At 62.8% G+C, this 26,995-nt stretch carries 20 protein-coding genes and 2 pseudogenes; 7 read left to right on the top strand and 15 right to left on the bottom strand.

Annotated features, from left to right (window positions below):
* Window positions 1–13: 13 nt before the first annotated feature.
* A pseudogene (locus BMX59_RS31050) lies at window positions 14–1,015 on the bottom strand (cache domain-containing protein); the annotation flags it as partial.
* Between the two features lie 232 nt (window positions 1,016–1,247).
* Complete coding sequence (locus BMX59_RS09635) at window positions 1,248–5,222, bottom strand: bifunctional nitrate reductase/sulfite reductase flavoprotein subunit alpha (RefSeq protein ID WP_093121168.1); 3,975 nt, start codon at window positions 5,220–5,222, stop codon at window positions 1,248–1,250.
* A 581-nt stretch (window positions 5,223–5,803) separates the two neighbouring features.
* Between BMX59_RS09635 and nirB the strand changes: the two genes are divergently transcribed.
* Both nirB and nirD read left to right on the top strand, forming a co-directional pair.
* A complete protein-coding gene (gene nirB / locus BMX59_RS09630; protein ID WP_093121167.1) occupies window positions 5,804–8,344 on the top strand; it encodes a nitrite reductase large subunit NirB in 2,541 nt (846 codons plus the stop codon).
* Entirely contained in the window at window positions 8,344–8,706 is a 363-nt protein-coding gene (gene nirD, locus BMX59_RS09625; RefSeq protein WP_093121166.1) for a nitrite reductase small subunit NirD, read from the top strand. The genes nirB and nirD overlap by 1 nt, the downstream gene beginning before the upstream one ends.
* Before the next feature lie 244 nt (window positions 8,707–8,950).
* Here the strand turns inward: nirD and BMX59_RS09620 are convergent, their stop codons facing one another.
* Window positions 8,951–9,448 carry a MarR family winged helix-turn-helix transcriptional regulator gene (locus tag BMX59_RS09620; protein WP_256572944.1) on the bottom strand — a complete coding sequence of 166 codons (498 nt, stop codon included), beginning with the start codon at window positions 9,446–9,448 and terminating at the stop codon, window positions 8,951–8,953.
* Window positions 9,449–9,497: 49 nt separating this feature from the next.
* Here BMX59_RS09620 and BMX59_RS09615 point away from each other — a divergent pair, with 49 nt between their 5' ends.
* Window positions 9,498–11,000 carry an FAD-dependent oxidoreductase gene (locus BMX59_RS09615; RefSeq protein ID WP_093121164.1) on the top strand — a complete coding sequence of 501 codons (1,503 nt, stop codon included), beginning with the start codon at window positions 9,498–9,500 and terminating at the stop codon, window positions 10,998–11,000.
* A gap of 143 nt (window positions 11,001–11,143) precedes the next feature.
* Here the strand turns inward: BMX59_RS09615 and BMX59_RS09610 are convergent, their stop codons facing one another.
* Complete coding sequence (locus BMX59_RS09610; protein ID WP_093121163.1) at window positions 11,144–11,704, bottom strand: cysteine hydrolase family protein; 561 nt, start codon at window positions 11,702–11,704, stop codon at window positions 11,144–11,146.
* Between the two features lie 136 nt (window positions 11,705–11,840).
* Here BMX59_RS09610 and BMX59_RS30720 point away from each other — a divergent pair.
* Window positions 11,841–11,990: pseudogene (locus tag BMX59_RS30720) on the top strand (GNAT family N-acetyltransferase); the annotation flags it as partial.
* Window positions 11,991–12,043: 53 nt separating this feature from the next.
* On the opposite strand, the gene BMX59_RS09600 reads toward BMX59_RS30720, so the two are convergent.
* The gene (locus tag BMX59_RS09600) at window positions 12,044–12,676 is read right to left on the bottom strand and encodes a TetR/AcrR family transcriptional regulator (RefSeq protein WP_093121162.1); all 633 of its coding nucleotides are present in this window, start codon (window positions 12,674–12,676) and stop codon (window positions 12,044–12,046) included.
* A gap of 111 nt (window positions 12,677–12,787) precedes the next feature.
* Here BMX59_RS09600 and BMX59_RS09595 point away from each other — a divergent pair, with 111 nt between their 5' ends.
* The gene (locus BMX59_RS09595; protein ID WP_093121161.1) at window positions 12,788–13,450 is read left to right on the top strand and encodes an O-methyltransferase; all 663 of its coding nucleotides are present in this window, start codon (window positions 12,788–12,790) and stop codon (window positions 13,448–13,450) included.
* On the opposite strand, the gene BMX59_RS09590 is transcribed toward BMX59_RS09595, so the two are convergent.
* Both BMX59_RS09590 and BMX59_RS09585 read right to left on the bottom strand, forming a co-directional pair.
* Window positions 13,437–14,057 (bottom strand): LysE family translocator, encoded by a 621-nt coding sequence (locus BMX59_RS09590; RefSeq protein WP_092243993.1) that lies wholly within the window; start codon window positions 14,055–14,057, stop codon window positions 13,437–13,439. The genes BMX59_RS09595 and BMX59_RS09590 overlap by 14 nt on opposite strands.
* A gap of 285 nt (window positions 14,058–14,342) precedes the next feature.
* Window positions 14,343–15,848, bottom strand: a complete 1,506-nt coding sequence (locus BMX59_RS09585; RefSeq protein WP_371914368.1) for a methyl-accepting chemotaxis protein — start codon at window positions 15,846–15,848, stop codon at window positions 14,343–14,345.
* Window positions 15,849–16,070: 222 nt separating this feature from the next.
* Here BMX59_RS09585 and BMX59_RS09580 point away from each other — a divergent pair, with 222 nt between their 5' ends.
* Window positions 16,071–18,269: an OsmC domain/YcaO domain-containing protein gene (locus tag BMX59_RS09580; protein ID WP_092243988.1), complete on the top strand. Its 2,199-nt coding sequence runs from the start codon at window positions 16,071–16,073 to the stop codon at window positions 18,267–18,269.
* A gap of 240 nt (window positions 18,270–18,509) precedes the next feature.
* Here the strand turns inward: BMX59_RS09580 and BMX59_RS09570 are convergent, their stop codons facing one another.
* From BMX59_RS09570 to BMX59_RS09555, 4 genes are all read right to left on the bottom strand, one after another.
* The gene (locus BMX59_RS09570; protein WP_093121159.1) at window positions 18,510–19,676 is read right to left on the bottom strand and encodes a cystathionine gamma-synthase; all 1,167 of its coding nucleotides are present in this window, start codon (window positions 19,674–19,676) and stop codon (window positions 18,510–18,512) included.
* Window positions 19,673–21,049: a pyridoxal-phosphate dependent enzyme gene (locus BMX59_RS09565; RefSeq protein WP_093121158.1), complete on the bottom strand. Its 1,377-nt coding sequence runs from the start codon at window positions 21,047–21,049 to the stop codon at window positions 19,673–19,675. The genes BMX59_RS09570 and BMX59_RS09565 overlap by 4 nt, the downstream gene beginning before the upstream one ends.
* A gap of 116 nt (window positions 21,050–21,165) precedes the next feature.
* On the bottom strand, window positions 21,166–22,029 hold the full coding sequence (gene dapA / locus BMX59_RS09560; RefSeq protein WP_092243979.1) for a 4-hydroxy-tetrahydrodipicolinate synthase: 864 nt from the start codon (window positions 22,027–22,029) through the stop codon (window positions 21,166–21,168).
* 293 nt (window positions 22,030–22,322) lie between these two features.
* A complete protein-coding gene (locus BMX59_RS09555; protein ID WP_093121157.1) occupies window positions 22,323–23,714 on the bottom strand; it encodes a hypothetical protein in 1,392 nt (463 codons plus the stop codon).
* Between the two features lie 208 nt (window positions 23,715–23,922).
* Between BMX59_RS09555 and BMX59_RS09550 the strand changes: the two genes are divergently transcribed.
* Window positions 23,923–24,819 carry an SGNH/GDSL hydrolase family protein gene (locus BMX59_RS09550; protein WP_093121156.1) on the top strand — a complete coding sequence of 299 codons (897 nt, stop codon included), beginning with the start codon at window positions 23,923–23,925 and terminating at the stop codon, window positions 24,817–24,819.
* On the opposite strand, the gene BMX59_RS09545 is transcribed toward BMX59_RS09550, so the two are convergent.
* The 4 genes from BMX59_RS09545 to BMX59_RS09530 all read right to left on the bottom strand — a co-directional run bounded on the left by BMX59_RS09545 (window position 24,816) and on the right by BMX59_RS09530 (window position 26,758).
* The gene (locus BMX59_RS09545) at window positions 24,816–25,298 is read right to left on the bottom strand and encodes a VOC family protein (protein ID WP_093121155.1); all 483 of its coding nucleotides are present in this window, start codon (window positions 25,296–25,298) and stop codon (window positions 24,816–24,818) included. The genes BMX59_RS09550 and BMX59_RS09545 overlap by 4 nt on opposite strands.
* Before the next feature lie 34 nt (window positions 25,299–25,332).
* Window positions 25,333–25,725 (bottom strand): ester cyclase, encoded by a 393-nt coding sequence (locus BMX59_RS09540; protein WP_093121154.1) that lies wholly within the window; start codon window positions 25,723–25,725, stop codon window positions 25,333–25,335.
* Between the two features lie 3 nt (window positions 25,726–25,728).
* Window positions 25,729–26,349 carry a LysE family translocator gene (locus BMX59_RS09535; protein ID WP_093121153.1) on the bottom strand — a complete coding sequence of 207 codons (621 nt, stop codon included), beginning with the start codon at window positions 26,347–26,349 and terminating at the stop codon, window positions 25,729–25,731.
* A 109-nt stretch (window positions 26,350–26,458) separates the two neighbouring features.
* Complete coding sequence (locus tag BMX59_RS09530) at window positions 26,459–26,758, bottom strand: hypothetical protein (protein ID WP_071488133.1); 300 nt, start codon at window positions 26,756–26,758, stop codon at window positions 26,459–26,461.
* Window positions 26,759–26,995: the final 237 nt, after the last annotated feature.

The following is a 26,995-nucleotide window of genomic DNA, read 5'->3' as shown; positions in this document are numbered from 1 at the left end:
GTTGGCGGATCGCCGCGAGGAACTTGTTGAACCAGCCGGCCAGCTCGGCGGTTTCATCCTTGCCCTGTACCTGCAGTTCGTGGCGCAAGTCGCCTTCGCCCTGGGCGATGGACTGCAAGCCGGTGCTGACCTGGCCGATGGGCTTGACGATGACCTTGGAGAACGCCGCCGCGATCAGCCCGAAGATCAGCACCAGCACGCCGACGATGATGGCCGTGAGGTAGGTCATGCGCGTGGCTTCGGCCATGACTTCACGGTGTTCGATCAGGCCGATGTAGCGCCAGCCAAGGCTGGGGGAGGTCCACACGTTGGCCATGTAGCGCACGCCATCGATCACCACCTCGGTGGATCCCTGAGGCGTGTCGGCCAGCTGCGCGTAGGGCGCGCCCAGGTCCTTGAGCGGCTTGAAGCTGTGGGCGGCGTCACGCGGGTCCACCAGCACCACGCCGTCTTCGATCAGCATCACGTAGCCGCTTTCGCCCAGCTTGATGCTCTTGACCAGCTCGGTGAGGTTTTTCAGGGAGACGCTGACCACGAACACGCCCTTGGCCTTGCCGTTTTCCAGCATCGCCCGGGCGGTGCCCACCAATGCTACATCGTCCTTGTCGTAGTAATACGCGGGGGTGCGCACGGTTTTGCCGGGGCTGGCCATGGCCGCCTTGTACCAGGGGCGGGTGCGCGGGTCGTATTTGGCCAGTTGGGGGTCATCCGGCCATTTGGCGTAGGTGCCGTCTTCCAGGCCGATGGACAGGATCGCTGCCGCCGGGTGGGTGGCGCCAAAGCGTGCGAAGCGCTCGATCACGGCTTGCGCCTCGGCCGGCAGCGGTTGGCTGGCGGCATCGGCGGCCTGGTAGTTCTTCAGCGTGCTGACGGAAGTGTATACAGGATCAGTGGCCATCTGATCGACGTTTTGCAACGTGCCATCGAAGAACTGGCGAATGTTGCCGTCGATCTGGCGAATCTCCCGGGTGCTGCCATCGATGAACTGATCTACCGCCTGGGTCCGCGTGTTCATGACCGAAATCACGGCCACCAGGCTGACCGGAATAAATGCAACAGAGACAAATGCCAGGACCAGCTTATTTTTTATTTTCATCGAGACGACCATCAGCGTGAAGGGCGGCCAAATCGCTGCGTTCCTCGATCAGGAGTCAGGCGATTTGCTATCACTGCTGTTTCGGCCTGGCACCGATAAATCTTTAGGGTTTTTTGTACACAATACAAAGTGCATATTGTTCTGTATCCAATCAGTACACATCACGCAGATAACGCTTCTGTTCGCTCATCTGCCGCCAGTACTCCACGGCGCCCTCCACGCCAAGCCCGCCGTGGGTTTGCGCGACCTGGCGCAAGGCCTGGTCGACGTCCTTGGCCATGTGGCTGGCATCGCCGCAGACGTACAGCCTGGCGCCGTCCTGTAGCCAGCGCCACAGCTCGGCGCCCTGATCGCGGATGCGGTCCTGCACATACACCTTTTGCGCCTGGTCGCGAGAGAACGCCAGGCTCAGGTGGGTGAGCAGGCCATCGCGCTGCATACCTTGCAACTCGTCCTGGTAGTAGAAGTCGCTGGCGGCGTGCTGCTCGCCGAAGAACAGCCAGTTGCGTCCCTGATGACCCAGCGCCCGGCGCTCCTGCAAGAACCCACGGAACGGCGCGATGCCGGTGCCGGGGCCGATCATGATCATCGGCACCTCTGCGTCGCTGGGCGTGCGGAAGTGTTTCGACGGTTGCACGAACAGCGGCACTTCCCCGTCACCGACGCGGTCGGCGAGGAAGGTCGACGACACGCCTTTGCGCTTGCCATAACGCACAGCGGCCACGGTGAGGTGCACCTCGTGCGGGTACGCCTTGGCGCTGGAGGCGATCGAATATAAGCGCGGTTGCAGGCGCTTGAGAGTGCCCAGCAGCTCATCCGCCGAACAGTCGATGGGGTATTCCTGCAACACATCCGCCAGTTGCCGACCCCACAGCCAGTCATTGAGTTCGGCCTTGTGCTCGGGGTTGAGCAAGTGCTTGAGACCCGGGTTGGCGCTGCGCTCGGCGATGAAGGCCAGGGTGTCGCTGCTGGGCCGGGCGATTTCGAAGTGCTGGGTGAGGGCCTGTTGCAACGGCACATCGCCGAAGGTGTCGATGTTCACGCAAGTACTGGCATTCAGGCGGGTGAGGTCGAGCAGTTCGCTGACCAGTTCGGGGCAGTTGCGTGGCCGTATACCCAGCGCATCCCCGGCTTCATAGGTCAGCCCGGAGTCGGCCAGGTCCAGGGCGAACTGGCGGGTTTCCTTGTGCGCGCTGTGTGGGTTGAGGTGGCGGTTGAGCAGCAGGCGCGAGCCGTACAGCTTGGTTTTACCGGCGGGAGTCGCCGGTGCCATCGGCTTTGCCGGGTTGAGTGCCTGCTGGAACCGCGCCAGCCAGGCATCGGCGGCGGCTTCGAATTCAGTGTCGCAGTCCACCCGTTCCAGCAGGCGCGTTGCCCCCAGTTCCAGCAGGCGCCGGTCCAGTTGCTTGCCGTGGTTGCAGAACTGCTCGTAGTTGGCGTCGCCCAAGGCCAATACCGCAAAGCGCAACGACTCCAGGCGGGTCTCGGCGGTGCGCAGGCTGTGCCAGAAACCTTCGCCGTTGTCGGGCGGGTCGCCGTCGCCAAAGGTGCTGCTGATCAGCGCCAGGGTATGGGTGCTTGCCAGTTTACTCGCGGGGAAATCCGCCATCGCGCTCAGTTCCACGCTGATGCCTGTTTCGCGCAGGCGCTTGGCAAAGCGTTCGGCCAGGGCTTCGGCATTGCCGGTCTGCGAGGCCCACAGCAGGGTGACGGCCGGGGAGGGTGCGGCGAGGGGTTCTGTAGGACTGAACAAGCCGGCGAGCAAGCCGTTCAGCCATAAGCGTGACGCCTCGGTCAGCGGCGCAGTCGCCGGCAGGGTCGGTACGCCGAAACCCTGGCGCGCGGCGCTGGTGTGCAAGCCGCTGAGGAAGCCGGCGAGGTAGGTGCGTTCGCTGTCGTTCAGGGTCGGTGGCGATAGGTGGCGGATGCCGGTGATGTCGGCGAAGGCGTCGAGGCGCGACATGGCGGTGTCCTCTGCTACGGGGGAAGGGAGGTCGAGGAACTGGTGGTCGATCAGCTCGACACGGCTGAGGGCGACGGCGCAGCACTTGAACTCCGGCTGCAGGGAAATCGGGTCCACCGCATCATGGGTCACTGCGTTGATCGCCAGGTGTTCGCCGAACACATCGTTCCAGTGAAACGGCGCAAAGCAGTTGCCCGGCTGCACGCGGTCGGTGACCACGGCGGGCAGCACGGCGTGACCGCGCCGGGAGCGTATTTCGACCCGGTCCTTGTCCTTGATGCCCAGGCGGGCGGCGTCTTCGGGGTGCAGTTCGACGAAGGGGCCGGGGTTGAGTCTGTTCAGGGTGGCGATCTTGCCGGTCTTGGTCAGGGTGTGCCACTGGTGCTGCACACGACCGGTGTTGAGCACGAAGGGAAACCCGTCGTCGGGCATCTCGGCGGGCGGCATATGCGCGCGAGCGAAGAACCGCGCCTTGCCGTTTTCGGTGGCGAAGGTGAGGGTGCCGCCATGACGGTAGCGGATCGGGTTGCGGTGCGCTGCCTCAACCGGTGTGCAGGGCCATTGCACAGGGTTTTCACGCAGGCGCGGGTAGCTGGCGCCACGGATGTCGTAGCCGGTCTTGGGGTTCCAGGCCTGTTTGATTTCTTCAAAGACCTCGGCGGCGGATGCGTAGGTGAAGGCCTCGGCAAAGCCCATCTCACAGGCGACCCGGGCGATGATCTGCCAGTCGGGCAGGGTCTCGCCGGGCGCGTCCACGGCCTTTTGCATCAGGGTCAGGTTGCGCTCGGAGTTGATCATCACGCCCTCGGCCTCGGCCCACAGTGCGCCGGGCAGCAGGATGTCGGCGTAGCGGTTGGTCTCGGTGTCGAGGAAGGCGTCCTGGCTGATCACCAGCTCGGCGGTGTGCAGGCCGTTGATCACGGTTTGCCGGTTGGGCACGCTGGCCACCGGGTTGGTGCAGATGATCCAGCAGGCCTTGATCCGGCCGGCGGCCATCTGCTCGAACATCGCCACGGTGCCACTGCCGGCCTGGCGCGGCAGGCTGTCGTGGGGGATTTGCCACAGGTTTTCGATGAAGGCGCGGTCCGCGTCCACCAACACTGAGCGCTGCCCCGGCAGGCCCGGGCCCATGTAGCCCATCTCGCGGCCGCCCATGGCATTGGGTTGGCCGGTGAGGGAAAACGGCCCGCTGCCTGTGCGGCAAATGGCGCCGGTGGCCAGGTGCAGGTTGCACAGCGCGTTGGTGTTCCAGGTGCCGTGGGTGCTCTGGTTGAGGCCCATGGTCCAGCAGCTCATCCACTCGGTGGCCTGGCCGATCCAGTCGGCGGCTTGGCGGATATCCGCTTCGGCGAGGCCGGTGATGGCGGCGACGTGCTCGGGGCAATAGTCCTCCAGAAATGGCGGCATCGCCTCCCAGCCTTCGGTGAAGTTCGCGATGAAGGCAGGATCGGTATGGCCGTTTTTCAGCAGCAGGTGCAACAGGCCATTGAGCAGGGCCAGGTCGGTGCCGGGGTTGATCGGCAGGAACAGGTCGGCCTTGTCTGCCGTGGCGCTGCGCCGGGGGTCGACCACGATCAGCTTCGCCCCGGCCTTGACCCGGTCCATCATGCGCAGGAACAGGATGGGGTGACAGTCGGCCATGTTCGCGCCGATCACGAAGAACAGGTCGGCGCGGTCGAAGTCTTCATAGGAGCCCGGTGGGCCGTCGGAACCGAGGGACAGTTTGTAGCCACTGCCGGCGCTGGCCATGCACAGGCGCGAGTTGGACTCGATGTTGGCGGTGCGCACAAAGCCCTTGGCCAATTTGTTGATCAGGTACTGGGACTCTAGCGACATCTGGCCTGATACGTAGAAGGCCAGCGCGTCCGGGCCGTGTGTGTCGAGGGTCTGGCGCAGGCGCCGGGCGGTTTCGCTGATGGCCTTGTCCATGCCGAGGCGTACGGGGTCATGGTCGCGGGCCTGGCGCACATAGGCGTTCTCCATGCGGCCGGACTCGGCGATGGCCTGGCCGCAGGTAGTGCCCTTGGTGCACAGGCGCCCGAAGTTGGTGGGGTGGGCCTTGTCGCCGATCACCTTGACCACTTTATTGTGCTCGACCTGCAGGATGATGCCGCAGCCCACGCCACAATAGGGACACACACTGCGTATGTTTTTGTTGGCCATCTGAAACCCGTATAAACAAAAAAGGCGCCTTGTAACCCTCCGTTCAGAACGGGAGTTACACGGCGCCTTTGTCGTGAGAGGGCAGTCTGCGTTGACTGCCTGGTTGGAGTGTTCCTAGCAAGTCACGCGCCAGGTTTTTTTGTGGCGAGGGGGCTTGCCCCGCGTTGGGCTGCGAAGCAGCCCTGATCCAGACGCCGCGAGCTTCCAGAAAGATCGCGGCGTTTTCCTTTAGGGCCGCTACGCGGCCCAACGCGGGGCAAGCCCGCTCGCCACAGAAGGGGTTTGTGCACTTTTATGACGCGAGGTGCACCAGTTGGAGGCGATTACGCGCAGTTTCATCGCCGTTGTTTGGCGTGTGATGCCTTGAGTGCGGGCTTTGTCTTCGCTTGGCACAGACCCTGCAAGCTCCCGATCAACCCACCTCGGTCAACGACGATCGACAACCAGGGCAATAGCGGTGAATCCGGCGCAGTCGCCTGGTCCGAACCCGCACAAGAACAGGCAAAGACGCCTGGAACCGCAAGGTTTCAGGCGTTTTTTTTTGCTTTTAAAACCGTGATGAGCGTTGTCAGGTGCTTACTATGAACCCTCTCAAAACCTTGATCGTCGTCGGCAATGGCATGGTCGGCCACCACTGTGTGGCGCAACTGATCGAACGCGGCGCGCTGGCTCACTACCGTTTGCACGTGTTCAGCGAGGAGCCGATGCGCGCCTATGACCGGGTGCATCTGTCCGAGTATTTCACCGGGCGCGATGCCGAGTCGCTGGCGCTGTCCGACGCTGCGCTGTACCAGACGCCGGGGGTGACCTTGCACCTGGGCGTGCCGGTGCTGGAGATCGACCGCGCCCGCTGTGAAGTGATCACCGCCGACGGCTGTGTCGCCTACGACAAGCTGGTACTGGCCACCGGTTCCTATCCGTTCGTGCCGCCGATCGAAGGCGCCGAGGGCGACTCACGCCTGGTGTATCGCACCCTTGAAGACCTGGATGCGATCCGCAAGGCCGCCGCCAATGCCCGACGCGGCGTGGTGGTGGGCGGTGGCCTGCTAGGCCTGGAAGCCGCCAATGCGCTGAAAAGCCTGGGCCTTGAAGCCCATGTGGTGGAGTTCGCGCCGCGCCTGATGCCGGTGCAACTGGATGACTTCGGCGGCCTGGCGCTCAAGGCGCAGATCGAGCGGCTGGGCGTGGGCGTGCATTTGTCCCGTGCGACCCAGTCGATCAGCGCCGGCGAGCAGTACCGCTACCGCATGAACTTTGCCAATGACGAATTCCTCGAAACCGACCTGATCGTGTTCTCCGCCGGCATCCGCGCCCAGGACGCACTGGCCCGCAAGGCCGGCCTGGACATCGGCCCGCGTGGCGGTGTGGTGATCAACGATGAATGCCTGAGCTGCGACCCGAATATCTACGCGATTGGCGAGTGCGCTTCCTGGAACGGCAGCCTGTTCGGCCTGGTCGCGCCGGGCTACCAGATGGCGCGGGGCGTCGCCGCGCTGCTCTGCGCGCAAACCGCCGAGCCGTTTGTGGGCGCCGACATGTCGACCAAGCTCAAGCTGCTCGGCGTGGACGTGGGTTCCATCGGCGACGCCCATGCCCACACGCCCGGGGCGCGCAGCTACCAATTCATCGACGAGGCCAGTGCCAGCTATCGGCGCCTGGTGGTGGATGCTTCGGGCAAGCAGGTGATCGGTGCCGTATTGGTCGGCGATAACAGCTACTACGACACCTTGCTGCAGTACATGCAGAACGGCATCGCGTTGCCGTCCGAACCGGCCAGCCTGATCCTGCCGTCTTCCAGCGGCGCACCCACCCTCGGTCCCGGCGCGCTGCCGGAATCGGCTACCGTGTGCTCTTGCCATAACGTGACCAAAGGCGCGATCTGCTCTGCCATCGACGACGGGTGCAGCGACCTCGGCCTGCTCAAGTCGCAGACCAAGGCCTGCACCGGTTGCGGCGGCTGCGCCGGGTTGCTCAAGCAGGTGTTCGAGCATGAGCTGATCGCCCGTGGCGTGAGTGTCGACAAGAGCCTGTGCGAACACTTTGCCCATACCCGCCAGGAGCTGTACGCGCTGGTGCGCGTGGAAGGCATCGTCACCTTCGACGAACTGCTGGCCAAACATGGCCGTGGTCACACTGGTTGCGACGTGTGCAAGCCGGCGGTGGGCTCGATCCTGGCGTCGTGCTGGAACCAGCCGATCATGGACCCGTCCCTGGTGCCGTTGCAGGACACCAACGATACGTTCATGGCCAACATGCAGAAGAACGGCACCTATTCGGTGGTGCCGCGTATTCCGGGTGGCGAGATCACTGCGGACAAACTCATTGTGATCGGTGAAGTGGCGAAGAAATATGACCTCTACACCAAGATCACCGGCGGCCAGCGCATCGACCTGTTTGGCGCACAGCTGCACGAGTTGCCGGATATCTGGGGCGAATTGATCGCGGCCGGTTTCGAGACCGGCCATGCGTACGGCAAGTCCACGCGTACGGTGAAGTCCTGCGTGGGCAGCACCTGGTGCCGCTACGGCGTGCAAGACAGCGTGAAAATGGCGCTGCTGATCGAAGACCGCTACAAGGGCCTGCGTTCGCCGCACAAGCTCAAGTTCGCGGTGTCCGGTTGCACCCGCGAGTGCGCCGAAGCCCAGAGCAAGGACGTGGGCGTGATCGCCACCGAGAAAGGCTGGAACCTCTACATCGCCGGCAACGGCGGCATGCGCCCGCGCCATGCGGAGCTGTTCGCCACCGACCTGGATGACGCCACGCTGATTCGCTACATCGATCGCTTCCTGATGTTCTACATCCGCACCGCCGACAAGCTGCAGCGCACCTCGGTGTGGCGCGAGAGCCTGGAAGGCGGCCTGGATTTTCTCAAGGACGTGATCCTGCACGACAGCCTGGGCCTGGGCGCCGAACTCGAAGCGCAGATGCAACAGGTGGTCGACCGCTACGAATGCGAGTGGGCCAACGCCCTCAAGGACCCGGAAAAACTCAAGCGCTTCCGCACCTTCGTCAACGACAAACGCCCCGACCCGGACATCCACTTCGTCCAGGAACGCGGCCAGCGCCGGCCAATCATGGCCGCCGAACTCAACCTGATTGCCGTCACCGAGGAGATTGCCTGATGAGCCAAGCCACTACCCAACGCAACCTGGCCACCTGGACGCAGGTGTGCCGCGAGCAAGACCTGGTGAGCAACTCCGGCGTGGTGGTGTGGCTGGACGGCGCGCAAGTCGCACTGTTCTACCTGCCGGGCGCGCAGGCGCAGACGCTGTATGCCATCGACAATCACGACCCGCAGTCGGGGGCGAATGTGATCGGTCGCGGTTTGATCGGCAGCATCAAGGGTGAACTGGTGGTGGCAGCGCCGATTTACAAACAGCATTACCGCCTGGCAGACGGGCAGTGCCTGGAGGCGCCGGAGCAGCGCTTGCGGGTATGGCCGGTGCGGTTGAACGGTGGGGTGGTGGAGTTGGCGTTGGATTGATGCCGTGCGCGGGCTTGCTGAGGTGAAAGAGCTTGCTGAGGTGAATGGCCTTGCTGAGGTGAATGGGCTTGTTGTGGCGAGCGGGCTTGCCCCGCGTTGGGCTGCGCAGCAGCCCCAATCCCAACACCTCGGTCTACCTGAAACAGTGATGTGGCCCTGAGAGAGGGGGCCGCTTCGCGCCCCAACGCGGGGCAAGCCCGCTCGCCACAACAAGCCTCATCAGCCCCGGGAAAAGAGTAGTGCCTCAGGAAATCCCCTTCGTCGCACGCACGGAATCCTCCTTGATGTCCTCGGCAAACTTGCGCATCAGTCGCACCAGGTTGTCGAAATCGCCTTCCTCCCAGGTGGAGAAGATCGACATACCGATCCTTTCCCGCGCGTCATCGACGCGGTCGGTCATGGCCTTGCCTTTCTCGGTGATCACCGACTCGCGCACTCGGCGGTCGAGTGCGCTTGCCTGTCGCGTAACCAACCTCTGGCTTTCCAGCTTCGCCACCTGCCGGCTCACCGTGGTGTAGTCACGGCCCACGCGGTCGGCGAGTTCGACCACGCCAATCGGCCCCAGGCGCTCGACCAGCACCAGCAACGGAAACAGGGCGCGGTCCAGGGAAATCCCGGCTTCGCGCACCATCGCCTCGTCGCGTTGCGGGCGGTTCATCACCCCTACGATCTCGACCAATGAGCCATGCAGGTCACGCAGCTGGGCGGATATATGTGCCTTTTGCACACTTTTAATTGACACGGTGTTGGCCTCTCTTAATATGTGCGTATTGCACATATAGGTGATCCATATGAAAGCGCAATTGGCTGTCGATGTACTGATTTGCGGTGCCGGTGCCGCCGGCCTGACCCTGGCGATCGACCTGGCGAGAAGGGGCATCAGCTTCCGCCTGATCGAAAAAAACCACCAGCCATTCCAGGGCTCACGTGGCAAGGGTATCCAGCCCAGGTCCCAGGAAGTCTTCGAGGACCTGGGGATTCTCGACCGTTTGATGGCGGTGGGTGGAGTCTATCCGACTGACCGGCGCTACCGCGACGATGGCAGCTACAGCGATGCCGAATTCACTGCATCCAAGGCGCCGACACCGGCCGAGCCCTACCGGCATCCCTTGATGGTGCCGCAGTTTCTGACGGAACAGGTGATGCGCGAGCGCCTGCTTGAACTGGGCCACTGGCCTGAGTTCGGTTGTGAACTGGTCGGCTTCGAACAGGATGCCGATGGCGTCACCGCCAGGCTGGCCGGCCAGGGCGGAGAAGAAAGCCTGCGTGCCCGCTGGCTGGTGGGGGCCGATGGTGGTCGCAGCTTTGTCCGGCATGCGCTGGCTATCGGCTTCCCCGGCAAGACCCTGGGCGTGCGCGCCCTGGTGGCGGATGGGGTGCTTACCGGCCTGACGCGTGAGGCCTGGCATCGCTTTGGCGAAGGGGATATGCAACGCCAGATTGCGATCTGCCCGCTGGCCGGCACCGACCTGTTCCAGCTTCAGGGGCCGATCCCGGCCGATGGCGACATCGACTTCAGCGCCGAAGGGCTCACCGCACTGATCGCCCAACGCACTGGTCGCGCCGATGTCCAGGTGCACAGCGTGAGCTGGTCATCGGCCTACACCATGAATGCACGCCTGGCCGATCACTACCGCCTGCGCCGGGTGCTGCTGGTGGGTGACGCCGCGCATATCCACCCGCCCACCGGTGGCCAGGGCCTCAACACCAGTGTGCAGGACGCCTACAACCTCGGCTGGAAGCTGGCAGCGGTGGTGCAGGGCGCCCCTGAGGCTTTACTCGATACCTATGAAGAAGAGCGCCGGCCGGTGGCTGCCTCCGTGCTCGGTTTGTCCACCAGACTGCTGGGAGAAATGCAGCATGGCGAACTGCGCCGGGGCAGGGAAGTGCATCAACTGGACATCGGCTACCCCGAGTCCTCACTGGCGTTGAAGAGCCCCGTGCGTAAAGGCGTTGCAGCGGGCGACCGGGCGCCGGACGCGCCGGTCCGAGGTGCCGCCGGGCAGGCGCTGCGGCTGTTCCATCTGTTCCAGGGCACGCACTGGACACTGCTGGGGTATGGCGTCACGCGTGATTCAGTGCCCGCTTGGCCGGGCGTGCAGGTCCATATCGTTGGGCCTGAGGGAGATGTGATTGACGAGCAAGGTGAGTTTCAACGTGCCTACCAACTGGCGATTGGCGAGTGGGTGCTGGTGCGGCCTGATGGGTATATCGGCGCGATTGTAACGTCCGGGCAACGAGAGGAACTGGAGGCCTATCTGTTGGTTTACGCCGGGATAAGCCCGGCGGCCTGATAACTCTGGATCAGTTCGTCATATAAACTGATATCGAGGCGCGTGCGGGCCGTTTTATGACTGGACGCATGCGCTGCCACATGCCGAAAGCGAGCATGGAGACCTGCGCAAGGCGATTCGCTTGCCGGTCTGATGCGTCATGCTCACAACCTATCCAGGATTTCAGTGGTCTCTACAACCTTGGCATAGTCCATCGCCAGATTGCTCAGCGACAGCGCATGCACATCCTCGGCCGGCCACAGGCGCCCGGACAAATCGGTCTGGTCGAAGGTGTAGCAGGCGTCGGCAACCACCGTCACCTCAAAACCCAGGTTGCCGCCCGAACGTGCCGTGGACTCGACCGAGTTGTTGGTGATCACGCCGACGATCACCAGTTGCCGGACCCCACGCACATGCAGCCAGCGCTCCAGCCCCGTGGCCGTGAAAGCATCCGGGACGTTCTTTTCCACCACGTGCTCATGCGCCAGCGGTTGCAGGGTCGGCTGGAACTCGCAACCCGGTTGGCCCGGCCAGAACACCGAGTCGGGCGAGCGGGATATGTGGCGGATGTGCACCACCGTGCGGTTGGACTGCCGCCACGCCTGCAGCAGGCGCTGTATCTGCGCTTCGGCGCCGGGGTTGTTGCGTCGCCCAAGCTTCGGCTGGTTCATGCCTTGCTGCATGTCGATGATCAGCAGTGCGGCATTGCTGGTTAACGGTGGCATAGCGCTTACCTTTGCTCGTGAGGCTCGCAACATATCAGCCAACCTGGGCGCCCAGACAGCGATTTGTTCGAAGCCGGATAGCCCCGTCGCCACCCGGCGAATATAAACGGTCATGAGGTGTGGGTTTACTTGACGGATGCCGGCCGAGTATTTGAGCGGGTTGCAAGCCACCCTGGCGCAGCGTGAATCCTTTTGGATGCGCTCGATTGAATCGGACGAGCCCAAGGTTTGGGTCGCGGAAGTGGACGGACAGGTGGTCGGTTGGATATCGGTCGGTGCCAGCCGTGGCCTTACCAAGCCGTTTCGCCAAAGCGAACTTGCAACAAGCTTTGCCGCGCTTCACGGAGGGTTGAGCGCCTTTACATAGGCGCGAAACATATCAGCCATCCCCTCTGCATACACAGCGATTTCTTGCGCCGTGCGTGGGCTGCAAGAAAAATCCTTACCCACCGAACTGAGCGTTGTGAGAATCAAGTCGCAGGCCAGCGCGCGCGTCTGCTCGGAGACCTGAGGCAGTAACTCCAGCATGAACGCTTCGAAAGTCTCCCGGCCCGCCGCCCGGACTTCCAGCGCTTCCGGTGCATCGCGATAGAGCGGCGCCGCATCGCTCAATGCCCCGCGCATCTGCGCTTCCTCGCATTCCGACTGGATAAAGGCATGCACCAACGTGCGCAGGCGATCCAGCGGCGCTTCATCGTGTTTCTCCAGGATGTTGCGCAGCATCCGGGTGGTCTGTTGCCACTCATCACTTTGCAAACGGAACAGAATCGCCGCTTTGTTGGGGAAGTATTGGTACACCGACCCTACGCTCACGCCGGCCTTTTCAGCGACCCGAGCGGTGGTGAAACGGGTGGCGCCTTCCTTGGCCAAAACCTGAACAGCCGCTTCGAGAATCGCCGCCACCAGCTCGGTGGAACGCGCCTGTTGTGGCTGTTTGCGCGTGGAAATACACGGGGGCTGGCGGCGGGTCATACAGGGCTCCGTAAGCAGGGCGAATGCGAATAGCGAAGGATGGGAATCACTCGCATACTTTTAATGCGACGAATGAGTCGCATCTTAGCCCCAACCCTACGGAAATCCATTATGTCGAGCCTGACCACTGCGCCTTTGGCGCCCCTGATCGAACGTCTTTATACCCAGGCCAGCGCCGCTACCAGCCCCTTGGTGAACTCGCTATCCAAGGAGGAACGCGATCGGCTGATGCGCAGCAAGACCGAATACGTGGCGCTGTATTCGCTGCTCAAGGACCTGTGGCTGCCGGTCTCGCGGGACACCGGCAAGCTGCTCTACCTGTTGGCGCGCAGCAGCAAGGCGCGGGCGATTGTGGAGTTTGGCACGTCGTTCGGCCTGTCCACCTTGCACCTGGCCGCTGCGCTGCGTGACAACGGCGGCGGTGTGCTGATCGGCAGCGAATTCGAAGCCTCGAAGATTGCCCTGGCGCGTGAGCACTTCATCGAAGGCGGGGTGAGTGACTTGATCCATATCCGCGAAGGCGACGCACTGGTCACCCTGGCCAGCGGCCTGCCGGACAGCGTGGACTTGCTGCTGCTGGACGGCGCCAAGACGCTGTATGGCGACGTGCTGGGCCTGGTGGAAAAGCACCTGCGCCCCGGCGCGCTGGTGGTGGCGGACAACACCGATTACTGCCCTGAATACCTGGCCCACGTACGCGCACCGGAGAACGGCTACGTGTCTGTACCGTTTGCCGATGACATCGAACTGTCCATACGGCTCAGCGCCTGCTGAATGCCAACCGCGCTGCAAACACTATGAAGATCATTCCAGTGGTGCGGTCCATCCACTGGATGACCTTTTCCCGGCGCAGGAAACCGGACAGCGGCTGCGTGGCACCCATCAACACCAGTGACCACGCCAGGCCGAGCAGCACATGGATGCCCACCAGGCCGAACGTCCACAGGATCAACGGCTGGCCCTGGGGGATGAACTGCGGCAGGAACGACACGTAGAAAATCCCCACCTTGGGGTTGAGCACATTGCCCAGCATGCCCTTGATAAACCAGTTGCCGGCCGGCTTGCCCTGCACCTCGGCGCTGGCCAGTGAGCGGCGCGGACGCATCAGCATGTTCAACCCCAGCCAGGCCAGGTACGCGGCGCCGCAGTACTTGAGCAGGTTGAAGGCGACTTCCGACACAGCGATCAGTGCGCCCAGACCGAAGGCAACCGCTGCGCCCCACAGCAGGCAGCCGGCGTTAATGCCCAGCGTAGCTTGCAGTGCCTGGCGCTTGCCTTCCACCGCCGCGGTCCTGAGCACCAGGGCTGTATCGAGGCCGGGTGTGAGCGTCAGCAGGGTGGCGGCGAAGGTGAAGGCGAGGAGGTTATCCGTGATGGACATGGGCGGGCTTCGTGATTGGGCGGAGGTGAACCCAAGCATACTATGTTGTAGTGAAGGAAATTGTTGTGGCGAGCGGGCTTGTTGTGGCGAGCGGGCTTGCCCCGCGTTGGGCTGCGTAGCAGCCCCAAAACCAGACACTGAGGAATACCTGACACATCGCAGCTCTCATTGATGGGGCTGCTATGCAGCCCAACGCGGGGCAAGCCCGCTCGCCACAGGTCACCGGTTAGCTACAGGACACCGGCTAGCCACAACAAACCGGCTAGCCAGGTGTTCAGCAAAGGCTCAGCGATTGAACCGCTCCACCAACGCATACTGGGTGGACGCAGTGTTCGTCAGTTCCTTGCTCAGGTCCGTGGATTGACGGGCCTGGGTCGACGTCTGGTCGGCCAGTTCGGCGATGGTGGTGATGTTGCGGCTGATCTCTTCGGCTACCGCGCTCTGTTCCTCGGTGGCGGCAGCGATCTGGGTAGTCATGTCGGTGATATGCGACACCGCCTCGCTGATGCCCACCAGGGCCTGGTCGGCTTCGAGTACCCAGGCCACGCCTTCCTGGGCCTGGCGTTGACCGTTCTCCATGCTTTGCACGGCGTTGTTGGACGACGCCTGCAATTGGGTAATCAGCCCGTGGATCTGGGTGGTGGACTGGGACGTGCGCTGTGCCAGTTGGCGCACTTCATCGGCGACCACAGCAAAGCCACGGCCTTGCTCACCGGCCCGCGCTGCTTCGATGGCGGCGTTGAGGGCCAGCAGATTGGTCTGGTCGGCAATGGCCTTGATCACGTCCACCACGCTGCCGATTTCGTCGCTGTCCCGCGCCAGTTGCGCTACGGTCGTGCCGGTTTCGCTGACCACGCTGGACAAACGTTCGATGGCCTCACGGGTGTCCCGTGCCACTTCACGGCCGCGCCCGGTCAGCACATTGGCTTGCTGGGTGGCATCCGCCGTGCGCTGGACGTGGCTGGCGACTTCCTGGGTAGTGGCGGCCATCTGGTTGACGGCGGCCGAGACCTGTTCGGTTTCGACGCGCTGGCGGTCCAGGCCCTTGGAGCTGGCGGTGGCCAACTGATCGGATTGCCCGGCCAGGGCGCTCAATTGTTCGGCACTGTCCTGCAGGCGCGTGAGGCAGGTTTTCAGGCGCGCGGCCTGGCTTTGGAACGCAGTTTCCAGGCGCGCCTGTGGTCCGCTGGCGTCGCTGTACATCTGGGCGATCAAGGCGTCCGAAGTCGAGGGTTCTACGCCCTGCAGCAGGCGCAGTGTGCTGCCTTGGCGCCAGCGTGAGCAGAGCACGCCCACCGGCACCGCGACGGCGACGGCCACGGCAATTGCGAGCGGCGCGTCGAGGAACAGACCGGCGAGGCTGCCGGCCACTGCGGTGGCCACGTAAGGCACGCAACCGAGTGCGGCCGGCAGCCAGGCGTCCTGGCGCGGGACGGCCGGTTTGCCTTGGCTGATCCGTTGATACAGGGCCTGGGCCCGGCGGATTTCATCGGCCGTGGGCTTGACCCGCACCGACTCGAAACCGACGACCTGGCTGCCATCGAAGATCGGCGTGACGTAGGCGTTGACCCAATAGTGATCGCCGTTTTTCGAGCGGTTCTTGACGATGCCCATCCACGGCAGGCCTTGCTTGAGCGCACCCCACATGTGCGCAAACACGGCGGGTGGCACATCCGGATGGCGCACGATGTTCTGCGGCGCGCCGATCAGGTCGGCGCGTTCAAAGCCGCTGATGTCGACAAAGGCGTCGTTGCAGTAAGTGATGACCCCTCGGACATCCGTGGCGGAGATGAGTTTTTGCGAAGGCGCGAGGGAAATCTCACGCTGTGTTACGGGCTGGTTATTGCGCATTCCGACTACTCCCTGGTTGCCCTCAGTCCATCGGCGCCAAACGCAAAAAGGTTAATCCACATTGGCCAATTCGCCAGCCATTGGTTAAAAGCCTGAAACTTCGCGGTGAAACACCTCATAATGGCGGCCATTTTTGTTTAGCCGTTATTCTGGTGTGCCCCCATGGAAATCAAGGTCAACTTTCTCGACAACCTCCGGCTTGAAGCCAAGTTCGATGACTTCACGGTGATTGCCGACCAGCCCATTCGCTACAAAGGCGATGGCTCGGCACCGGGGCCGTTCGATTACTTCCTGGCGTCGTCAGCGCTGTGCGCGGCGTACTTCGTGAAGTTGTACTGCCAGACGCGCAATATCCCCACCGACAATATTCGCCTGTCGCAGAACAACATCGTCGACCCGGAAAACCGCTACAACCAGATCTTCAAGATCCAGGTCGAGTTGCCGGCGGACATCTCCGAGAAGGACCGCCAGGGCATTTTGCGTTCCATCGACCGCTGCACCGTCAAGAAAGTGGTACAGGCCGGGCCTGAGTTTGTCATCGAAGAAGTCGAGAACCTCGACGCCGATGCCCAGGCGTTGCTGATGCCGAATTCGACTTCCGAGGGCGGCACCTACATCGCCGGCAAAGACCTGCCGCTGGAACAGACCATCGCCAACATGTCCGGCATCCTCGCAGGCCTTGGCATGAAGATCGAGATCGCGTCGTGGCGCAATATCGTGCCTAACGTCTGGTCGTTGCACATCCGCGATGCGCATTCGCCGATGTGCTTCACCAACGGCAAGGGTGCGACGAAGGAGGGCGCCCTGGCGTCGGCCTTGGGCGAGTTCATCGAGCGGCTCAACTGCAATTTCTTCTACAACGATCAGTTCTGGGGCGAGGAACTGGCCAACGCACCGTTCGTGCATTACCCGGATGAGCGCTGGTTCCAGCCTGGCCCCAACGACGAGCTGCCGAGCGAGATCCTCGATGCCTACTGCCTGAAAATCTACAACCGCGACGGCGAACTGCGCGGTTCGCACCTGTTCGATACCAACTCCGGCAATGAACAACGCGGCATCGTTTCGCTGCCGTTCGTGCGCCAGTCGGATGGCGAAGTGGTGTACTTCCCGTCCAACCTGATCGAGAACCTCTACCTCAGCAACGGCATGAGCGCCGGCAACACCCTGGCCGAAGCCCAGGTGCAGTGCCTGTCGGAGATCTTCGAGCGTGCCGTGAAGCGTGAAATCATCGAAGGCGAGTTCGCCTTGCCGGACGTACCGGCGCAGGTGCTGGCCAAGTACCCCGGCATCCTCGCCGGCATCCAGGGTCTCGAAGCCCAGGGCTTCCCGGTGTTGGTCAAGGACGCCTCCCTGGGCGGCGAATTCCCGGTGATGTGCGTGACCCTGATGAACCCGCGCACCGGCGGCGTGTTTGCGTCCTTCGGCGCCCACCCAAGCCTGGAAGTGGCCCTGGAGCGCAGCCTTACCGAACTGCTGCAAGGCCGCAGCTTCGAAGGCCTGAACGACTTGCCGGCGCCGACCTTCGAAGGCCAGGCGGTGACCGAACCCAACAACTTTGTCGAGCACTTCATCGACTCCAGCGGCGTGGTGTCGTGGCGCTTCTTCAGTGCCCAGTCGGATTACGAATTCGTCGAGTGGGACTTCACCGGCGAAGGCGCAGACTCGAATGCCCAGGAAGCCGCGACCCTGTTCGGCATTCTCGAAGGCATGGGCAAAGAGTCCTACATGGCCGTGTACGAACACCTCGGCGCCACCGCCTGCCGCATCCTGGTGCCGGACTACTCGGAAATCTACCCGGTGGATGACCTGATCTGGGACAACACCAACAAGGCGCTGTTTTTCCGCGAGGACATCCTCAACCTGCACCGCCTCGACGAGGAAGAATTGCAGGCGTTGGTCGAGCGCCTGATCGAAAGCGAGCTGGACGACTACACGGATATCACCACCCTGATCGGCATCGAATTCGACGACAACACCGCCTGGGGCCAACTGACCATCCTGGAACTGAAACTGCTGATCTTCCTGGCCTTGCAACAATATGAAGAGGCCAAGGAGTGCGTGGAGATGTTCCTGCAATATAACGACAACACCGTCGAGCGCGGCCTGTTCTACCAGGCGATGAATGCGGTGCTGGAGATGGAACTGGACGACGACCTGGAACTGGCCGACTACGAAGCCAACTTCCGCCGCATGTTTGGCGATGAGCGGATGGATGCGGTGATTGGCTCGGTGAAGGGCGATGTGCGCTTTTATGGCCTGACGCCGACCAGCATGAAGCTGGAAGGGTTGGACCGGCATCTGCGCTTGATCGACAGCTACAAGAAGCTGCATGCGGCGCGGGCCAACATCACCTCCGCCTGACGCCTATCTGGCTTTCTGTGCTGAGCAGGTGTGCTGTGGTGAGCAGGCTTGTTGTGGCGAGCGGGCCTGTTGTGGTGAGCGGGCTTGCCCCGCGTTGGGCTGCGAAGCAGCCCTAAAACCAGACGCCGCATTCTGCCTGAAAGAATGCGGCGTTTTTATTGGGGCGGCTTCGCCACCCAACGCGGGGCAAGCCCGCTCGCCACAACTAGCCCGCCCATCACATAGACCGAGCCAACCTATTCAGATATGTGCCAGTGCTTGAGCCAAATCGGCACGCAGATCCTCCACATCCTCAACCCCCACCGACAACCGCACCAACCCATCGCCAATCCCCAGCTGCGCCCGCGTCGCCGCCGGGATGCTGGCGTGGGTCATGATCGCCGGGTGTTCGATCAGGCTTTCCACACCACCCAGGCTTTCGGCCAGGGCGAAGATCCTGACGTTTTCCAGGAAGCGCCTGGCGCCGGCCAGGTCGCTGTTCAGGTCGATTGAAATCATCCCGCCAAACCCCCGCATCTGTTTGCGCGCCAGTTCATGCTGCGGGTGGGACGCGAGGCCCGGGTAGTAAACCCGCGCCACTTGCGGCTGTTGGTCCAGCCAGGTGGCCAGGTCGAGGGCGTTGCTGCAATGGCGCTCCATGCGCAGGGCCAGGGTTTTCACGCCACGCAGGGTGAGGAAGGCGTCGAAGGGCCCGGCGATGGCGCCGACCGAGTTCTGCAAAAAGCCCAGGCGTTCGGCCAGTTCGGGGTTGTCGCCGACGATGGCAATGCCGCCGATCACATCGGAATGGCCGTTGAGGTATTTGGTGGTGGAGTGCACCACCACATCAAAGCCCAGCTCCAGCGGGCGCTGGATCCACGGGCTGGCGAAGGTGTTGTCGGCCACGCAGATGATCCCGCGAGCGCGGCAGATGCGTGCGATGGCGCTGAGGTCGGTGAGGCTCAGCAGCGGGTTGCTCGGGGTTTCGACCCAGACCATGCGCGTGTCGTCCTGCAGACTCGCTTCAAAGGCCGACAGGTCACTCAGGTCGACAAAGCTGAAGCGGTGCCCGGCGCTGCGTTGGCGCACCTTGTCGAACAGGCGGAAGGTGCCGCCGTACAAATCATTGCCGGACACGACATGGGCGCCGGCGTCCAACAACTCCAACACCGTCGAAATCGCCGCCAGCCCGGAGGCAAAGGCAAACGCCTGGCTGCCGCCTTCCAGGTCGGCCACGCAGCGTTCCAGGGCAAACCGCGTAGGGTTGTGGGAGCGACCATAGTCAAAGCCCTTGTGCACGCCGGGGCTGTCTTGCAGGTAGGTGGAGTTGGCATAGATCGGCGGCATCAGCGCGCCGGTGGTTGGGTCGGGAGATTGCCCGGCATGGATCACGCGGGTGGCAAACGCACTTTTATCGGACTGACTCATGCAAGGGATCTCCGTAGATGGTTGAGCAGGTCGACGCGGGTGATCAGGCCATGGAAGCCCGACGCGTCGGCAATGATGGCGACCAGGCCGCGATCCAGCTCCGCTTGCAACTGCGCGAGGCTGGCGCTGGGGGCCAGGGTTTGCAGGGACGTGGTCATGGCGCTGGCGACGTTCAGGGTGAAGTGGCTGGCGTCCTGGTGCAGGCCGAGCAGGATATCGGATTCGTCGATCACACCGACCAGTTGCTGGCCGTCCACCAGTACCGGTAGTTGCGAGACATCCGCCAGGCGCATGCGCTGGAACGCGGTGAGCAGGGTGTCGTCGGGGCTCACGCTTATCACGCGGCCGTCCTCGAAGCGCCGCGCAATCAGGTCGCGCAGGTCACCGTAGTGTTTGTAGTGCAACAGGCCGGCGTCGGTCATCCATTGGTCGTTGTAGACCTTCGACAGGTATCGCGTGCCGGTGTCGCGGACAAAGGTGACCACACGCTTGGGCGTGGTCTGTTCGCGGCAATAACGCAGGGCGGCGGCGAGCAGGGTGCCGGTGGAGGAACCGCCGAGAATGCCCTCGGCCTTGAGCAACTGCCGGGCGTGATCGAAGCTTTCCTCATCGCTGATGGAATAGGCGTGTCGCACGCTGGACAGGTCGGCAATCGACGGGATGAAGTCTTCGCCGATGCCTTCTACCGCCCAGGAGCCTGGCTTTTCCAGCTTGCCGCTGCGGCTGTACTCGGCCATCACCGAACCCACCGGGTCGGCAAGCACCATGTGCAGTGCCGGTTGCACGCGCTTGAAGAAGCGCGTCAGGCCGGTGAGGGTGCCGGCCGAGCCGACGCCCACCACGATCGCATCCACATCGTGCTGGGTTTGTGCCCAGATCTCCGGCGCGGTGCTGGTTTCGTGGGCCAGGGGGTTGGCGGGGTTGTTGAACTGGTCGGCGAAGAACGAATCCGGAATATCCCTGGCCAGGCGTGCGGCCACGTCCTGGTAATACTCGGGATGGCCCTTGCCCACATCGGAGCGGGTGATATGCACCTCCGCGCCCATGGCCTTGAGGTGCAGTACTTTTTCCGTGGACATCTTGTCGGGCACCACCAGTACCACCCGATAGCCCTTGGCCCGGCCGACCAGCGCCAGGCCCAGGCCGGTGTTGCCGGCGGTGGCTTCGATGATGGTGCCACCGGGGCGCAGGCGGCCATCGCGTTCGGCGGCGTCGATCATGGCCAGGCCGATGCGGTCCTTGATGGAGCCACCGGGGTTCTGGGATTCGAGTTTGAGAAACAGCGTGCAAGGGCCGGTATCGAACCGGCTGACCCGAACCAGCGGCGTGTTGCCGATCAGTTCGAGCACGGCGGGGCGGGGCAGCGTGGGCATGTCGTCACCTGAATACGGATGGGTTGGACAGCAAAAGGCAAAGCCTGGGTTCGACGATAGGCCGGGATCGGTCCGGTCGCAACCGGACGGTCCGCTCGTTGTCTGTTTTTGGCGCATTAGCCGAGCAGGTTCTGCACCTGCTGCAAACGGGCGACAACTGCCACGCTGGCTGCCTGCATCGGTGCGCGCAACTCGCTGCCGATCAAGCCTTGCAGGGCCAGGGCGGCTTTCACCGGTGCCGGGTTGGGCTCCATGAACAGCGTGTTGATCAGCGGCACCAACTGCATGAACGTTGCCCGCGCGTCGGCCAACTGGTTGTCGCGTACCTGCTGGCAAAGCGTCACGAACTGTTCCGTGTTGACGTGCGCCGAGGCTGCAATCGCGCCCGTCGCGCCCAGGCACAGCGCGTTGAAGATCTGCAGGTCTTCGCCACACAACACATCCACCTCACCGCTGGCCAGCAGCGCGAGGGTATTGTCCAGGTTGCCGCCACAGTCCTTGATCGCCACGATGCGTTCGTGGGCGACGATGTTGAGCAAGGTGGCCTGCTCGAACGTGGCGCCGGTGCGGTAGGGAATGTCGTACAGAATGATCGGCACGCTGGAGGCATCGGCCACGGTGCGGAAGAACGCTTCCAGGCCAGCCTGGGACGGGCGGATGTAACTCGGCGCCGGCACCAAAAGCCCAGCCACCGGGCGTTGCAGGATTTCACGCTGAAAGTGCAGCAGCTCAATCTGGTTATAGCCCGCCAGGCCCATCACCACGCGGTGCGCCGGCACCCATTGCAACACCGCATCGAGCACCGCCAATTGTTCCTGCCGACTCAGCGACGCCGCTTCGCCGGTAGTGGTGCACACCATGATCCCGGCCACGTGTTTTTCCAGCAGGTGGTTGACCAGGCGGTGCAGGCCAATGAAATCAATGGCGCCGTCATGGAACGGCGTGACCACGGGAACCCAGATACCTTGAAACGATGACATGCACTTTCTCCTGATGATTGACCGCTTGAGTCACCGTCAGAAGGGCAGGGGCAATTGTGCAAGGGAGAGTAGACCGTCGCGCTCAATGTCCTGTCAGCTCATCTGACGGGACAGCGCGCCCCGGTCACATGAGCGACTGTTTCTTCGATTTGAGGGCGTGCGCAACGCAACCTTGCGCCTTGGCAATCAAGCCAATGACGGAACGGTTAACGGAAGGCATTGCGGACATAAGCTGACACACCCTGAACAAGGCCTCCATCTTCATGGAATATTGCAGAGTGTGTCAACGGGGCTTATTCGAATTTATCGATACGCGAGTCAGAGTAGAAAAACTCGTTCTTGTCGGTACTCGATTCAAAGAAGTAGGCGTAGTCGGTCAGGAAGTACAGGTGGTTGACGCGCTTGTACTTGTCGTCGTCGGTTCGGCAGGACAATGCCTTGGCGCTGCCCGCCAGTTTCGCGTTGAGTTCGCTGGCCGGCAGTTCACGCTCGACCTGGCAACGGTTGGTCTGCGTGTTGGTGCTGCTGCCGATCAGGCTGTTGAGGCTGGAGCGTACGGTGGTGTAGGTGACGGTCTCGCCCACGGGCAGGGCCTTCCAGTTACCGGTGAAGCTCAGTTGGGTCAGGGTCGAGCTTTCCGCCATGCCCGAACCGCCGTAGGTGGCTTTGGACACCAGGTGGAACAGGTTGCGCCAGCTCACGGCCTGACTCTCATAGCCGTCGCCACGGGTGGCCAGGGCCAACTGGCCGCTTGGTGCGTCCTGGCTGATGAACTGCGTGCTTTGGTTATCGCTGGTCTTGCCACGGTAGTTGCTGGTGCCCGCGAACTGGACGTATTTGAACGAGCGGGTGGGCTTGTCCAGGTTCAACTGGGTGATGGCCGCCAGCACCGCCGGTTGCACCGAGGTCAGGGCAATGGTGGCCGGCGCTTTCATGCGCGGTTTGAACGCGGGCAGTGCGGCGATCTTTTCCGGGCTGACGCAGATTTTGTTGAACAGCAATTCGTAGTCGGCATTGCTGCCAGCGATGTTCTGCGGCGTAGGGAAACTGTCGACCCGGCCGTCGCTGACGCGGTTGTCGGCATCCATGTCGTAGCCGGCCAACTGCTTGTAGGTGCCGCCTTTGCACGACACCGCAAAGTGCTCGCGTTTTTGCGCGTACGGGGCGTTGTAGGGCAGGTCGTTGAGCACCGTCGGGTTGTCGAAGGCGGCCCAGAAGCGCGTTTCGCCGTTGGCGTTCTTGATACTGTTGGCGTCGATCAGCACCTGGTTGTCGCGCTCGTTGGTCTGTACCAGGCGCCAGTCGGGCTTCGGTGTTTCCGCGCAGGCACGGACGAAGGTCTGGTTGGCGGCCAGGGTTGCACGCAACTGCGGCGACAAGCTGCGGGGCGAACTGTAGCGGCCGGCACTGGCGGGGTAGACCCGTTGCGAACCGTCCAGGTACAGCAGGTGCAGTTGCGGCGAGGAACAGGCGGCCTCGACTTGCAACGTGCGGCGCAGGGCGCCCGGATCGCCAGGCATCAACAGCTCGAAGCTGAGCACGTCGCCTTCGCGCACGATGCTGTTTTCCACCAGGGGCTGGGCGAGGGCGCCGGCGAGCATGGTTTCGACCTGGGTTTTCTGGGTGGCACAACCGGCCAGGGTGGCGATGCCACCGATCAGCAAAAGCGGAGTGATAAAACGCACGAGAGCCTCGTTGAGTCCATTCGGGGATGTCAGGGTGACGGCGGGTGACGCGGAAACTTTAACGGGATGTTGCAGGCGCCAAGCCTAACCAGCCGGGTGGTTGCTGTACAGCCGTGATGTGGCCGCCGCTGGATATGTGCGCGTCGCAATCGTTCCTGTGTGGTTGCCGCCAACCGGTAGTCTGTGCAGACATTCCGGGAGAAACGCAATGATCCGACGTGCGTGTTTGGCCGCTCTGCTGACTCTGTCCGCCTCGACCGCCTTTGGCGCCTCGACCTACGATCACCTGTATGCCTTCGGTGACAGCTATTCCGACAACGGCGCGGGCGAAGCGCTCACCACACAGCTCGCCGCACAGCACATCAAGGACGCCCAGGCGTTGCCTGGGCCGCTGTACTGGAAGGGGCGCTGGAGCAACGGCCCGACCGCCGTCGAGGGCCTGGCCCAGGCTCTGCACACACCGCTGACCGACTACGCGGTGGGCGGCGCCAAAAGTGGCCACGGCAATTACTACGCCTGGATGATGCCTTCCCAGGATACCGGCGTATTGGGGCAGGTCGCCGAGCACTTGCAGGCTGCCAAGTCCCACAAGGCCGACCCCAAGGCGCTGTACTTCATCTTCACCTCGGCCAATGACTTTTTCGAGTGGGCCGACTTCTCCCACTCGCAAACCCTTGAGGCACTGAGCGAATCGAGCCTGGCGAATATCCGCAAAGCCACTGAGCAACTGGTGGCAGCGGGTGCCCGGCATGTGATGGTGGTGGGCACCACAGACCTCAGCCATGTGCCTGCGGTGGTGCAGGGCAACCAGGTCGACAATGCGAAAAAATACCAGCAGTTGCTCGCGCAGAAACTCCCGGCCGTGCTGGCGCAGATCGGTACGGCGAAGGTCAGCTACTTCGACCACCTGGCTTTCAGCGACGCACTGCGCGCCAACCCGACAGCCCATGGTTTCACCGACCTCGATACGCCGTGCCAGGCCACTTATCCGGAGGCTGAACCGGTGTGTGCCAACCCCGACGCGCATTATTACTGGGACGAATGGCACCCCACCCGCAAGGTCCATGCCCTGGCGGCCAACGCCATGCTGGATGCCCTGCCTTAGCCCGCCGCTATCGCCGCCTCAATCGTCGCGATGTCGATCTTTCTCATGGTCATCATCGCGTCAAAGGCGCGCTTTGCCGTCGCCGGGTCGGAGTGGGTCACCGCATCGGTCAGCACGCGTGGGGTGATCTGCCACGACAGCCCCCACTTGTCCTTGCACCAGCCGCAGGCGCTTTCCTGGCCGCCGTTGCCGACGATGGCGTTCCAGTAACGGTCGGTTTCGGCCTGGTCATCGGTGGCCACCTGGAACGAAAAGGCCTCGGTATGCGGGAAGATCGGCCCGCCGTTGAGGCCGATGCAGGGGATGCCCAAGACGGTGAAGTCCACGGTCAATACATCGCCCTGTTTGCCGGACGGATAATCGCCGGGCGCCAGGTGCACGGCATTCACCCGGCTGTCCGGAAAGGTCAGGGCATAGAAGGTCGCGGCCTCAAGGGCGGTGCCGTTGTACCAGAGGCAGAGCGTGTTTTTGTGGGTCATGATCGGTCTCCACGTGAGAAAGGCGCTGTGGAGTTTAGCCGCCCAGTTGCTGCGCGATGGCCGCTTTGTCGATCACCGACCAGACGTGGGCGAATGTGCCGTCGACCACCTCATAGAACACATTTTCGTCGAACATCACCTGGCGTCCATTGATCGGCAACCCGAAGAACTCGCCCCTGGGCGTGACCTTGAAGTTCAGGCGACTGGCCACGGTCGGCGGGTCGGCCACCAGCAGCTGGATGCGGAACACCAGGTCCGGTATCTCGCGAAAATCCCGCTCCAGCATGGCGCGGTAGCCGGCGAGGCCGACGACTTCGCCGTTGTAGGTCACGTCCGGATGCACGAAGTCACCCAAGTGCTCCCAATCCTGACGGTTCAGGCAGTCGATATAGCCTTGGTAAAAGGCAGCGAGTTCGTCGCGAGTCATGGTTCAGGCCCTGCGCGCCATCAACAACACCGACGCCGCCGCCGACAACAACCCGGCGCAGCAGCGATTGAAGATCCGCTTGCCCCGAGGCTCGGCAAACCAGCGCCGCATATGCAGGCCCATATAGGCGTACGCACTGATGGCGATCCACTCCAGTCCCAGGAACAGCGCGCCCAGCAGCGCGAACTGCGGCGTGATCGGCTCGCCGGGCACCACGAATTGCGGCAGGAAGGCGGTGAAGATCAGGATCGCCTTCGGATTGCCCGCCGCCACTAAAAATTCCTGCCGTGCCAATGCCCACAAACCGACCTTGGCCGTACCCGCCTGCGCCTCGGCCTCGGGATTCGCGCGCCACAACTGCAACGCCAGGTAAAAAAGATACGCCGCTCCCAGAATCTTGATCCCGTAGAACAACAGCTCCGACGTCTGCAGCACCACCGCCAAGCCTGCAGAGGCGAGGGCGATCATGCCGGCGAAGGCCAGCAGGCGACCGATACCGGCAAGGCATGAGGTGCGATAGCCATAGCGAGTGGCATTGCTCACGGACAGCAGGTTGTTCGGGCCCGGCGCCATGTTCAGGGCGAAGCAGGCGGGGAGGAAAAGGGCGAGGGTGGCGAGGTCCATGGCAGCTCCGGATTCGCGGCGGACGGGGAGGTGTGAGGATAAGGGGGAGTGGGGTGGTTGGACAATGTGCGCGTGGGGGCTGCTATGGCACCCACGCGTGTGAGCCGACTTAGCTTTGGCTTGCAGGTACTTCGTCAGTGGTACAAACCTCAGCCCGTAAGCGTTGCCCAATGATATCCATCAGGTCGCAGCCATCTCGCAAGGGGATAGCCAGCAACTGCGCGAAGTCAGAAAGCACGACGGAATCAGCTTCCAACTCGCTGCGAAAGGCAATGTTTTCCAACACCTGAGTGACGGTGCGAATGCGGTAATCTGCCATCGCTTGCAGTACATCGAGCGGCGCTTCTGAGTCAATGAACAGAGAGGCTGGGACCAGATCGATTCCAGTGAGAGGGATGTAACGTTCCATTTTGAAAACTCCGATAAGTGCAGTCATTAACCGTCACTTAATCGTCGCCAAACGATAGGGTGACAGCTGTACGCAGGTTGGCGAACCGGTATCGGAAAACCCGGCAGACCCGAAGGTCTCCCGCGCACAGCCGCCATTAAGACAGCTTTGCAGGCGTGCAACAGCCTCTACAAAAAAGCGCAGTGCTTCTGCATCCGATAGTCAGGTCGCCAAACCTGATCGCCATGTGGGCGACGG

This window comes from Pseudomonas sp. NFR09, assembly GCF_900111535.1.
Taxonomy (GTDB): Bacteria; Pseudomonadota; Gammaproteobacteria; order Pseudomonadales; family Pseudomonadaceae; genus Aquipseudomonas; species Aquipseudomonas extremorientalis.
The sequence above is the reverse complement of the archived record's forward strand: the minus strand, read 5'-3'. Positions and strand labels throughout refer to the sequence as shown.